The organism is Pedobacter sp. MC2016-24 (assembly GCF_015223055.1).
In the GTDB taxonomy this organism is placed as follows: domain Bacteria; phylum Bacteroidota; class Bacteroidia; order Sphingobacteriales; family Sphingobacteriaceae; genus Pedobacter.
The window spans coordinates 157,642-170,435 of sequence record NZ_JADFBX010000007.1 but is presented as its reverse complement, the minus strand read 5'-3'; the positions used below and the strand labels follow the sequence as shown (position 1 = coordinate 170,435).

The window sequence follows — 12,794 nt, the reverse complement described above, 5'->3', positions numbered from 1 at the left end:
TTTAATTTAAACCCTGTGTAGGTGTTTTCCAGTTGTCAGTTCTAAACGGAGAAGCAGGTAAACCGGCTGCATTGTATAAATTCGGCTTTGGTATATTTCGCCAGGCAAAACGTACAGCTACCGGATTTTTCAGGTCATCACTCCAGACCACTACCGAGTTCTGGTCAATCCTGGCCTTTGCAGGATGAAATACCTGGTCGGCACCGGCTATCGTAAATTCTTTCAGATCGCCCTGAGCAGCAAGTCCACTTTTTCCCGGCAGTTCAAAATAAATCCGAACCTGATCGCCTTCTACTTTCATCGATTTATAGATCGGGCCGGAGGCAACGCGTTCAGACCTTCCATAATCTTTGTTCAGGGCCCACAATGCCAGTCTTTTGCCAACCAGTTCTTTATTTCTCGGATGAATGTTACTGGAATCTCCATTGTCTGTGGTGACAACCATACCTGTATTTTTCATATGCTGCATGCTGAGCAACTGTGCTTCACGGATTTCCGGATTTTGCGATTTATGCGGTGAGATCTGTACAAAATAAAACGGAAAATCGCCCTGCTTCCATTCCTCACGCCAGCTTTCTACCATAGCCGGAAATAGCTTCCGGTATTGGTAGGCACGATCGGCATTGGATTCTCCCTGATACCAGATGGCACCTTTAATGGTATAGGTACTCAGCGGATGAATCATGGCGTTATACAATTTGTAGGGTGATTTGTTGCTACCTGCACTGACTGTTTGTTTGGCAAGGCCCTGATCATATCTTTTCAGGATCTCGTTTAATTCAACATCGTTTTCCAGTACCGATTTTCGTGTCCAGGATTCGGCAGGAGTACCGCCCCAGCTGCTGCTGATTAATCCGACAGGAACATGAATCTGATCATAAAGTTCGCGACCAAAAAAATAACCTACGGCTGAAAACCGGCCAACTGTTTGCGGATCGCAAACTTTCCAGCTTCCCGAGACGTCGTCCATTGGCTCCTGGCCTACTTTACGTTCAACCGTAAACATGCGGATACCTGGTACATTTGCTTTTTTGATGGTCTCTTCAGCGTTGACCACCCCATTTGACCAGGATGAAGCACTGTCTTTAGCCACTGTAAAGTTCATATTAGACTGACCAGAGCACAACCAAACTTCGCCGAGATACACATCGGTAATGTTAATGGTATTTTTTCCCTGAAAGGATAAGGTGTAAGGACCACCGGCAGTCAGCGTTTTTACTTTCAATAACCAGTTGCCTTTTGCATCAGCCTTTACGGTATATTTTTTTTGATCCCAACCGGGTATCACCGCTATTTGTTCACCAGGATCTGCCCAGCCCCATAAATTGATTGTTGTTTTTTGCTGTAATACCATGTGATCGGTCAGCAGTGCTGGTAATCTGACATTTGCAAAAGCCCCAGGTTGTACAAGAAAAGAAATGCAAACAAAAAGGACAGTACAAACAGCAACAGGGTTGAGTTTAAATCTGGTCATGCGTTTGGTTTATATTGGTCGTTTAATTATCGGGCTTAATTTGCAAAAAATAAATAGAAAAAGCATCCTGCCCATACCTGCTTTTATTCACAGATACGGGCTTTTTGCTCATCTAACCAATTGTATTTTTATTTATCTCAGTAAAGTAATCCCCATTAACCCGATCACCACATCATTACATACTGCAGAAAGTTTAATTTTTGCCAGTGTTTTCGCTGGATTTAAAGCGATCCCCAGGGCTGTTGCCGCCCCACCATCGATGTCTTTACCGTTCCACTGTTCCCCTTCGGCTGCTGTCACTATTTTCCCGGTCTTTAAATGGATACGCAATGGTCTTGGCGCACCAGTATCGAAGGCAAAACCATCTACATATAAATCTTTTTCAATGGGCCACCAATTCTCCGGGTTGCGAAGTGCCAGTGTGTCCGAGGTTCCATCGGTATAAACCACCTCTATCCTGCCATTTTCCATCCGGCTTTGCATGGTATTCGTTGAACCGGCCAGCATGAAGAAGGCAGCTGTAGCTTTTCCTGACAAAGGGATTTCCATCGCTGTTGGATAATTATCCCATTGTGAGGTATAGATTATATTTTTTAAATCTGCTTTGGAAGGCGTTCTAAACACAATTCCAGAAGGCAGTTGAATTTCATTTTTAGCTCCTGCCATATGGCGTAAGCCTTCGTCATTGATTTCTGGTTTTAAATTGGGGTGCGGCCAATCGCCAATACCTTGTACCGGCAATTGCAAAGTGGTGGTTTGCGGCCTTGGCGACAAATATTTATTGCTAAAAATCTGGCCCACCTTATCGTTAAAATAAGCAGAAAGATCCTGGGTCTCCAGCTTTTGGCCTTTCCAGTTCGCGGCGCTTAAATCAAGGGTATGATCTTTCAGAGCCTCTGCGGGTTTCAATTCAAAACACAAAGGAAACCAAAAACTTAATGCCGCTCTTTCCAACTGAACAAATACGGTACGGTTACCAGGTTCGCCTGTTAATGCCGCCCTGATTTCTCCACCTTTGATTGTGGCCTGTTTAAAAACCTGTTGCGGATCGAATATTTTAGTAATCCGGGCGTCAGCAAACCGGGTTTCAAAACTATCCCCCAATTTGTAGGTATCCTTTAGTACCGGCCTGGTCATTTCTTTGCCCGCCCACACCCATTCAATCTGGTACCTGGCCGCAGCAGGACTGCTGATTTCAATTTCAGGGATACCAATGGCTGAACTGACATTACGCCACTTTACAGGTTTGCCATTTACTTTAACTTCTTTTAAAGCGGCGCCACGTACTTTCACCCGCATTTTCAATTGCAATGCTTTTGAAAAGGTCGGTATCAGGGTATAAATATCGGTATTTCCGGTTCTTTTAAAAGTATAAGAAAGATCTGGAATTTTGAGGGAAGCATCATTCCATGCCGCTGGTAAACCCGGACGAATCAATAGTCTATGGTTCAGTGCATCCGGAACGATTCCGAAAAGGCCTTCTACCAATGCCCTGGAGTTGATCCCTACCGGGTCAGCAAAATCACGATACGCTTCACCACGATTGGCGTCATAGTGTGATATCTGGACAAAATTACCCGGACTACCGCCCATATACATGCTGCTTAACAATTCACTTTTCCAAAGTTTAAAGGCTTCTTCTGTGCGCCCCGCCTGCCAGTTGGCCAATGCCGTGTGGGTAGATTCGGCAAGCACCACATTGTTTAAAGACCATTCATAAGGCATCCAGTTGGTGGTGGAGACGGTATAGTATCCTTCATCCTTCAGGCCATTGGCACGTACACCAATATGGGGAAGTCCTGTATCTACATAACGTAAACTTTGCCAGGCTTGAAAAGCATCAGGCACATCAGAATCAATGCTGTGGTAAATGGTCCATAAAGCAGCCGAAGGATGCAATTGTTTTAAGCCCAGTCCGTCTTTATATTCCGCAAACCAACCTTTCGATGGCATCCAGAGCTGCTCATTCATTGCTTTCAAAATCTGATCTGCTTCCTTCTGGTAAGGAGCAGGATCTTCTCCCAACAGTTTAGCAAGTTTTGCGGCTGTAACATTAGCACGGTAATTGTAAGCAGAGGAATGTGTTACACTGCCACCACTGTATTGGAGCGCATCACTAGCCCAGATTACGGCGTAGGCATCATATAGTCCATTGTTATCCGGATCGAAAGTCCGCTTTTCCCAAGCCAGGTGACGTTGCAACATTGGCCAAAGTTCACGCACGTAATTCAGATCACCCGTCCAGTTGAAATGCCACAACAATTGATCAATAAAGACCAGGTTCATGTCATAATGATGCGGCCGGATCGATTTACCTTCCGGATCGCGACTGATGTAGCCGCTGCTGAACATGGCTGTGCCCATGGCTTCTTTAGAACGGGCCAGGTTTAAAGCCGTATCGGCAACTACTGGTCCGCTAGCCGGACTAAGCACCTGTGATTTCGCATAAGCACTGAAATGTGTTTTCGCCCGATCGTGCCAACCCAATGGATCAGCGGTATATGCACCGCGCCAGCCATTCAAACGCATGCGCCAGCCGATTGCGCCATGCATGTAAGAAGGACTTTCCCAAATTCCGTCAGAAGCGACACTTAAAGCCCCACCTACTGTATTCATGAAAGGATCTGGCGTATGCATCTGTACGCGGTCGGCAATCGCTTTACGCGAAGCTTCAGCCTGCTGAAACTGATTGACAACCGTCCAGTTTTTAGGGGCCTGGTCGCTCAGCGGGTTCTGGATCAAAAAATACCAATCTTTTGAATTTTGTACTTTCAGTTTACCGGTTATTACCGGGTTAAGTCCTGTCTTGGATTGATCCAGCTCCAGGGGACTGTTTTGCTGTGCAGCATCTGCAATTTTTAAACCTGCTGCCGGAAAAGATCCGATAAGTGTTTTATTGCTGCCATATTTCAAAGTAAAAGCATTGTTGTCGATGCTAAACACATTGTCTTTACAGTTTTCGGGTTTCAGGTAAAATACGGATTCCGGATCTGGCCCCATATCGCCATTGCGGCTGAAGTTCTTACCTGTGGCACCTCCAAATGCCCATAACAGGGTAACATCCTGATTTACATTATCAAACCGTGCCTGTAAAACCAAGCCCTCCGCCTTGCTTAAAGCCAGAATCACCAGGTGTAAAGTGCCCTTACCCAACATCGGGTCCTGAATGTCATAAATCATGGATCCGGCGCGGTACCGGGCTGTAATGTTTTCAGCTTTGATCAACCATTTGCTTTCTTTGCCTGCAATTAAACCCAGCTTCAGGTTTCCACCCATTCCGGGCATATACATGGCAAATTCCGGCAAATCACCGGCTTCAACTCTAAAAGCTGTATTTGTACCATATAAAGCACGCGTAAAACGTCGGTTCCCATTGCGGATCACAAAGTCTGTACCTTCAGGATGATACCGCAGTTCACGTTGTTCCTTATGCCAGTTACCCGGAATTAACTTAGGCGGATAAAGCTCCTGTGCAAAAACAGCACTTAGGGTGACACAAAAAAAGGAAAGCAGGCAATACAGTTTTTTCATAACCATGCTGTCGCGTTTTAAGGTTTTACGTTTAAGGAGTTTTCTACTTTAATTTTACTGCCATCGGCAGCTTTGATCACCACATTATCGAACTTCCAGTCTTGTGCAAAATTGATATCGCCAGCATTGGCAGTTTCTACAGAGATATTGCTCAGGTTGAAATTTTTTAAAATGCTTTCGCTATAGCCATTGGCGTTGACTGCTTTTTTTGCACCTGTTGCTTTTACATTATAAATATTGATATTTTGAATGTGTGGAATGCCTTTAGATTCCGGTTCTACATGTTTCAATAATTTGGTCCAGTGGCTTGGAATGGAATCCGGGTTATAGCCTGCCGGAAGTGTAGAATAGCTGTAGGCTGGGTTCCAGTTTGGATTAATCTGAACCACATTGCCTACCCCGTGCATGGTGATGTTACCGAAATACACATCTTCAACTGTTCCGCCACGCGTTCTGGCCGATTTGATATTGATGGAATTGCCGGTACCGTAGCCCACCAGGTCGGTAGCCCATACATGTCTGATTCCTCCGGAAGTTTCACTACCCAATGTAAGTAAACCTGCCCCTTTTCTGGCTACACTGTTGCGTACCACCACGTACTCTGTTGGCCTGTTTACGCGCAAACCATCCCAATCGCGTCCGGCTTTCAGGCAAAAGTTATCGTCGTTGCAGTCAATGTCGCAGTTTTGAACTAAAATCCAGGAAGAAGAATCGATATCGATGCCATCTGTACTAGGCCCATGCCCGTCTACGTTGTTGCGGATGGTAATTTTATCCACGGTTACATACGAAGCGTACAATATCTGTACTGTCCAGAAACCAGCCTGTTGTATATTTAATTCTTTTAAAACCACATCTTTGGCTGATTCAATTAAAATCGTCCTTGGGCGCTTCGCATCATAATCTACAATCCAGCGCAATCCCTTAGGATCGTATTCTTTTCTGAGGTTCCAGTAGTAGTCCCAGAAAGGTTTACCCTGTGCATTAATTAACCCGGTTCCTGAAATTCCTGCTTTTTCCTGTTTTAAGATATTGATTAAAGCTGCCGGCCATTTCATTTCGATGCCAGCTACACGGGTATCAATTTCAGGATAGTCTTTGATGTCCTGACTACCCAGAATTTCAACACCCTGACCTATGGTAAGATTTACACCACTTTTCACAAATAAAGATCCGGTCAGGTATTTACCAGGCTCAAATGAAACTACGCCACCACCTTTGGCTGCACAGGCATCAATGGCTTTTTGAATGGCTGTTGTATTTAATGTTTTGCCATCGTTTACAGCACCAAATTTGTTGACACTGTATATATCTTTTTTAAAGTTAAACTTTCTGGAACCTACTTTAGCTACCCATTCCGGAGTTTTAGGCTGGGCAAAGGCGGTTAAGCCGGATAATAAGCATACTGTAAGAAAAATGTAATGGATACGTCTCATTGTGCGGGAATATATTTGGTTAAACTTATTCTAACCGCTAACATATGAAGTAAAGTGCAGGAAGGCATCCTGCAGCATCCTGCCCTAACAAGAAAATTACATAGGGAAATAAGAATAATTTAGTTTAGATGGCATATTTCAGTTCTTCTGCCGAAATGCCTTTTTCTTTGAGCAAGGAACGGATCATATCCTGGCAAGGCACAGAGCTAAATACTTTCAGGATTTTATCTTCAAAAGCAAATAACCAGTTACTGCCAAACAAAAGATTAAAGACAGGAGCGATCGAGTTGATGTCCTGTTTACTTTTTACGGAAGTTTTGAAACTAAGCATGTTCATGATCTGTCGATATTGGGTTTATAATCTCTGTTCCTTTATTGTAATCTATCGTAAAGATGTGGATTAGCTTTAGGAGCTGAAATAAATTACTGGTTAAAGGGGACAAAAGACTAGGTGAACAGCAAAAAAACACCGGTAAAAAAACTTTGCATGGCTTTCATTGTTGTCCATAAATATTTAAAATGCATGATTAACCCTATTTTGTTTTTATTACCTTAGGCAAAAACTAAACATCTACACCTATATGTTTTTAGAAACAATTGTCCTTATTGCAATTATCATTTTGCTGTTCGTTGTCATGCAGCTGAAAAGTGCATTGAGCGAAAAGCTTGATTTTTTGTATCATCAGATTCAGGATCTAAATGCCAAACTGGCGGCAAAAGAGCAGCAATACCAGGCGCCTCAGGAGCAACGCCAGCCTGACGCTCAAATACAACCAGTCAATATTCCCATTCCGGTAGAAGAAAAGCCATTTACGCCTTACGTACCTTACCAAAGACCTGTTGAGCCGGTAGTTCCCGAGCCAGTAATAACGCCTGTCCCAGAGCCTGTCCTTCCGCCGGTAGCCGAAACCCCGGTTATTCCGGAACCAGCGGCTATTGAAGAAGAAGAATTTATCGCTGCTCCAGAGCCGATTGCGAGGATTGTTGCCGAAGCACAGGTTCAACCGCAACGGGAATATATACCTCCGGCACGTAAACCATCTTTCAGCGAACGTAATCCTGATCTGGAGAAATTTATTGGTGAAAACCTGTTTAACAAAATCGGTATTGTGATCCTGGTTTTAGGTATGGGTTTTTTCTTAAAATACGCCATTGATAAGGATTGGATCAATGAAATTGGCCGGGTAAGCATCGGTATTTTATGTGGCGGAGGGATGATTGCCCTTGCCCATCGGATGCGAAAGTCATTTGCAACTTTCAGTTCCGTTCTGGTGGGCGGCGGTATCGCTATCCTCTACTTTACAGTAACGATTGGCTACCAGCAATACCACTTGTTTAGTCAGACCGTAGCTTTCATCATTACCATTTTAATTACGGCATTCACCATCTTGCTCTCGATTAGTTACGACCGTAAAGAACTTGCCATATTTGCCGTACTGGGTGGCTTTGGCGCCCCATTCATGGTAAGCAATGGTGCAGGTAATTACGTAGTCCTGTTTACCTATATATTGACCTTAAACATTGGTATGCTGATTTTGGCCTATTACAAAAAATGGTCAGTCGTAAATATTGTTTGCTATATTTTCACCATTATACTATATGGTTCCTGGTTACAGTTTGATGTGGTACTCAGTAAAGGAAAGCCAGCTCCTTATGCGGGAGCCCTGATATTCGGCACTTTATTTTACCTGGTGTTCCTGGCCATGAACATCATTAACAACATCAAAGAAAAAACCAATTTCAATGCAATGGAGATTGGTATATTACTCAGCAATACCTTTTTGTACTATGGCGCAGGTATGTTTATTCTAAATCATCTGGGTGGTGGTGACTACCGTGGCCTGTTTACGGCCGCTATGGGTGTCATCAACCTGATATTTGCTTATGCCTTGTATAAACATGATAAGGTAGATAGAAACCTGATCTATTTACTGATCGGATTGGTACTGACCTTTATTACCCTGGCTGCTCCGGTACAATTGGACGGAAATTACATTACCCTATTCTGGGCTGCAGAAAGTGTACTGTTAATTTGGTTATCACAAAAGTCGGGCATTACCCTGATCCGGCAGGCTTCTATTGTTGTACTGGCTTTAATGGCTGTAAGCCTGGTGCTGGACTGGCAACAAGTATATTGGAGTACGCTGAACAGTAAATTGACACTTACCCCGATTGCAAATAAAGGTTTCGTGACGGGTGTTGTGGTACTGGCCGCTTTAATTCTGTATTCGCGTTTACTTAAAACAGAAATCAGGTCCATACTTTTTGACGAGGTTAAAACAGCAAGAACTATCATTGCCATTACCAGTACGGTACTGGGCTATTTTATCATCTGTTTTGAACTGAATTACCAGGCTGCAATTTATTTCCCACAAACCAAAGTACTTGTGCTGGGCGCTTTCAATTACCTTTACCTGATCGTGGTTGCTGCTGTAATCAAAGATAGACTGGAGGAATCGTACAAATTGATTGTAGGTGCCATCATTGCCGTTTCACTGGCATGTTACCTGTTCATGTTCAATTTCGAGACCATTGCCTTGAGAAACGCTTATTTGCAGGGTCCGAATGGATCATTTGCCAATTACCTGTTTCATTATGTACTGGTGATACTGGCGCTAATTGCTTTATATTACTTGTATAAATTTGTAAAAAATGGAAAATCCGCACAGGCATTACTCATTTTTCAATGGGTAGGGAGTTTCTTTATTTTATATGTTGCCAGTGCAGAGCTTGACCATTTGATGGTTACGACCCAATACTGGAAAACAAAATCTATCTATACCATACTGGACAACACGCACAAAACCGGATTTGCCATTTTATGGGGATGTTTTGCCTTCCTTTATATCTATATTGGCATGCGTTGGAAGTCTAAAAACATCAGGATCATTTCCATTACCCTGTTGGCTGTCACTTTGCTTAAACTATTCTTATTTGACTTGAGAAATTTATCCGAAGGAGGAAAAATTGCGGCATTCATTTCTTTGGGTGTTTTACTGCTGGTTATCTCTTTTATGTATCAGCGTTTAAAGAAATTATTGCTGGACAACGACCGAAAATCGCAAGAAACACAAACTGAAGACAAACCTGAACAGGATTAATTATGAGAACCTGCATTTTCATATTGCTATTATTTAAGGTCGCTGTAAGCAGCGGCCAATCCTTTAACTGGCAGGCAGATTTGGCGCCGGTGTCTAAAAGTGGCTTTTACAATGTGTTGTTAAGTCCTGAACTGGTAGCCAAAACGAAAAGTCTGGAATTGAATGACATTCGCATCTATCAGGGAAAAAGTGAAACTCCATACCTGCTGAGAAAAAAAACGGATACGCTGGACAATACGCCGATCCCGATGCCAACAGTGAGCACAAAGGAAGAAAAGGATAAAAAACAAACGGTCATTTCTGTTGCTTTTGATGCCGCTTACCAGATTGACAAATTGGAACTGGAGGTTCAGGGATTTAAATTTTACCGCAGAAATGCCTATATAGCCAGTGTCAATCCAGACTATAACAGCAGACGGCGCTATAGCGAGCCTTACATTCGCCTGGTAGATTTTGTCATTACTTCGGGTAAACCAACCCTGATTTTCCTTCCCGGCAGTTCCAGATATGAAAATTTATCTGTCATTATTGAAAATGAAGATAACCCCGCTCTGATCATCAAAGGCATCAAAGCTTACCAAAGCAATATGTACCTGACCGCTTACCTGGAAAAAGAAAAGCACTATGTGGTAAAGATGGGGCAAGCAGATCTGGAATTTCCCAGATACGATTTAAGCTATTTTAGCGACAGCATCAGTCGCACCGGCCCTTCAATTAAAGTACTGAATTTTAGAAGAACTTTACCGGAAACCGTAGTTAAGCTGGGTGTTTTCAGCACTAAAATATGGATTTGGTCTGCCCTGGCGCTTTTAATTGCGCTGGTAGGTTACTTATCCTTTAGAATGATCAAAGAAATCCAGCAAAGAAAAAGCTAAGAAAAGAGACTTTTTGGTTAAAATGCAATATTTAAAAGTTCAATTTCAAGAAAACAGTCAAAAAACTAACATTTTCTTGGAATATTTATTGACATTCGTATTTTTACAAACAATTTAATACAATTTATCAATAAAAAACTTATTTTTGACCAAACTTTAAACAAATAAATGAAAAGCTTAAGAACAATTGCATTAAAAGAGGCCCAAACAAGAATTTCACCAGAAGTGAAGTCTCCTTCGACTAAAATTTCTGAGTTTTTTGGCGTGAATGTTTTTGATAAGAAAAAGATGAAAGACTACTTGTCAAAAGAAGTATTTCAGAAATTAGTTTCATCAATTGACCAGGGTGAACTAATCAATCACGACGATGCCAATCACATCGCAACAGCCATGAAAAGCTGGGCAATGAGTAAAGGTGCTACACATTATACGCACTGGTTTCAACCATTAACAGGTACCACTGCTGAAAAACACGATGCGTTTTTTGAGCCAAGCGGAGACGGTGCAATTGAAGTATTTTCAGGAAGTGCATTGGTTCAGCAAGAGCCAGATGCCTCAAGTTTCCCTAACGGTGGTATCCGCAACACGTTCGAAGCACGTGGTTATACTGCATGGGATCCTTCTTCTCCAGCTTTCATTATGGAAAGCAAGGCTGGTAAAACACTTTGTATTCCAACCGTTTTTGTTGCATATACAGGCGAAGCATTAGATTATAAAGCACCTTTATTGAAAGCGCTTTCAGCGATGGATAAAGCTGCAGTTGATGTTTGTCAGTATTTCGATAAAAGCATCACTAAAGTAAATGCATCTTTAGGTATTGAGCAGGAATATTTCCTGGTTGACCTTGCTTTGTATAATGCACGTCCGGATTTGGCACTTACAGGCCGCGCTTTGTTCGGTCATATGTCTGCAAAAGGACAGCAATTGGAAGATCATTATTTCGGATCTATCCCTGAGCGCGTATTTACCTATATGGTTGACTTTGAAAACGAAGCCTTAAAATTGGGTATTCCTTTGAAAACACGTCACAATGAGGTGGCTCCTTCTCAATTTGAGTGTGCGCCGATTTATGAAGAAATCAACCTGGCGATTGACCACAACCAATTGTTGATGGACTTAATGGAAAAAGTAGCTTTGAGACATAACTTTAAAGTGCTTTTACATGAGAAACCATATGCAGGTATCAACGGTTCAGGTAAACACAACAACTGGTCGTTAATTACCGATACTGGTAAAAACTTATTGTCACCAGGTAAAACACCAAAAAACAACCTGATGTTCTTAACGTTCTTTGTAAACACCATCAAAGCCGTTCATGAGCATGCAGATTTATTGAGAGCAAGTATTGCTTCGGTAAGCAACGATCACCGTTTAGGTGCGAACGAAGCGCCGCCAGCAATCATTTCAATTTTCCTTGGATCTCAGCTTGCTGAAGTTCTGGATGAAATTGAGTCTTCAAGAAGCATCATTAAAAAAGTAAAAAGCGAAGATTCTTTATGGTTAGGCATTCCGAAGATCCCTCAGATCTCTTTTGATACGACTGACCGTAACCGTACTTCTCCTTTTGCCTTTACCGGAAATAAATTTGAATTGAGAGCTGTAGGTTCTTCTGAGAATTCTTCTGCACCAATGACTGTATTGAACGCAATTGTTGCTGATCAATTGGTAAAATTCAAAGTTGAAGTAGACAAATTGATTAAAAAAGGCGAGAAAAAAGATGTTGCCTTATTAACTGTAATCAAAAGATACTTAAAAGAGTCTAAAGACATCCGTTTCGAAGGAAATGGTTATAGCCAGGAGTGGGAAGATGAAGCTGCAAGACGCGGTTTATCTAACATCAAAACTACGCCAAAAGCACTTGATGCTTACGTAACTGAGAAAACTGAAGAACTGTTTACCAACACCAAAGTATTTAGCAAAAGAGAACTGCATGCCCGTCATGAAATCTTGTTGGAAAGCTATTACAAAAAGCTTCAGATTGAGGCCAGGGTAATGGGTGAAGTAACGAACAGCATGATCATTCCAGCTGCCATTGCTTATCAGAATACTTTGATTGAAAATGCAAAAGGATTGAAAGATCTTGGTTTGTCAGGTGCTGCTTTAGAAATGCCTTTGAACATCATCAATAAACTGTCTGAGCACCTTGGCGTGGTTAAAACCAGTATTGATGCGATGCTTGAACAACGTAAACAAGTAAATACCATCGAAGACAGTCGTGATAAAGCTATTGCTTATGATGAGAAGGTAAAATCACACTTTGATACCATCCGTTACCACTGCGATAAATTAGAGCAAATTGTGGATGACAGCGTATGGCCATTACCTAAATTCAGAGAGTTATTGTTTTTAAAATAAACCGAACCGATATACTAACTAT

7 protein-coding genes are annotated in these 12,794 nt (G+C 42.2%); 3 read left to right on the top strand and 4 right to left on the bottom strand.

What is annotated here, in order from left to right; translation table 11 throughout:
• Position 1: 1 nt before the first annotated feature.
• The 4 genes from IM797_RS17445 to IM797_RS17430 form a co-directional block, all read right to left on the bottom strand.
• The gene (locus IM797_RS17445; protein ID WP_194128440.1) at positions 2–1,474 is read right to left on the bottom strand and encodes a sialate O-acetylesterase; all 1,473 of its coding nucleotides are present in this window, start codon (positions 1,472–1,474) and stop codon (positions 2–4) included.
• A gap of 132 nt (positions 1,475–1,606) precedes the next feature.
• Positions 1,607–5,005, bottom strand: a complete 3,399-nt coding sequence (locus tag IM797_RS17440) for a DUF4450 domain-containing protein (RefSeq protein ID WP_228098927.1) — start codon at positions 5,003–5,005, stop codon at positions 1,607–1,609.
• A gap of 17 nt (positions 5,006–5,022) precedes the next feature.
• Positions 5,023–6,441: a glycoside hydrolase family 28 protein gene (locus IM797_RS17435; RefSeq protein ID WP_194128438.1), complete on the bottom strand. Its 1,419-nt coding sequence runs from the start codon at positions 6,439–6,441 to the stop codon at positions 5,023–5,025.
• A gap of 124 nt (positions 6,442–6,565) precedes the next feature.
• Complete coding sequence (locus IM797_RS17430; RefSeq protein WP_194128437.1) at positions 6,566–6,778, bottom strand: hypothetical protein; 213 nt, start codon at positions 6,776–6,778, stop codon at positions 6,566–6,568.
• 244 nt (positions 6,779–7,022) lie between these two features.
• On the opposite strand from IM797_RS17430, the gene IM797_RS17425 reads away from it, so the two are divergent.
• The 3 genes from IM797_RS17425 to IM797_RS17415 all read left to right on the top strand — a co-directional run bounded on the left by IM797_RS17425 (position 7,023) and on the right by IM797_RS17415 (position 12,772).
• A complete protein-coding gene (locus IM797_RS17425; RefSeq protein ID WP_194128436.1) occupies positions 7,023–9,542 on the top strand; it encodes a DUF2339 domain-containing protein in 2,520 nt (839 codons plus the stop codon).
• A gap of 2 nt (positions 9,543–9,544) precedes the next feature.
• The gene (locus tag IM797_RS17420; protein WP_194128435.1) at positions 9,545–10,417 is read left to right on the top strand and encodes a hypothetical protein; all 873 of its coding nucleotides are present in this window, start codon (positions 9,545–9,547) and stop codon (positions 10,415–10,417) included.
• A 168-nt stretch (positions 10,418–10,585) separates the two neighbouring features.
• Positions 10,586–12,772: a glutamine synthetase III gene (locus tag IM797_RS17415; protein ID WP_194128434.1), complete on the top strand. Its 2,187-nt coding sequence runs from the start codon at positions 10,586–10,588 to the stop codon at positions 12,770–12,772.
• Positions 12,773–12,794 lie beyond the last annotated feature (22 nt).

Excerpts from the sequence above, each read along its gene's own strand:
- IM797_RS17445 (WP_194128440.1), bottom strand. The coding sequence starts at position 1,474 with ATGACCAGATTTAAACTCAACCCTGTTGCTGTTTGTACTGTCCTTTTT.
- IM797_RS17440 (WP_228098927.1), bottom strand. The coding sequence starts at position 5,005 with ATGAAAAAACTGTATTGCCTGCTTTCCTTTTTTTGTGTCACCCTAAGT.
- IM797_RS17435 (WP_194128438.1), bottom strand. The coding sequence starts at position 6,441 with ATGAGACGTATCCATTACATTTTTCTTACAGTATGCTTATTATCCGGC.
- IM797_RS17430 (WP_194128437.1), bottom strand. The coding sequence starts at position 6,778 with ATGAACATGCTTAGTTTCAAAACTTCCGTAAAAAGTAAACAGGACATC.
- IM797_RS17425 (WP_194128436.1), top strand. The coding sequence starts at position 7,023 with ATGTTTTTAGAAACAATTGTCCTTATTGCAATTATCATTTTGCTGTTC.
- IM797_RS17420 (WP_194128435.1), top strand. The coding sequence starts at position 9,545 with ATGAGAACCTGCATTTTCATATTGCTATTATTTAAGGTCGCTGTAAGC.
- IM797_RS17415 (WP_194128434.1), top strand. The coding sequence starts at position 10,586 with ATGAAAAGCTTAAGAACAATTGCATTAAAAGAGGCCCAAACAAGAATT.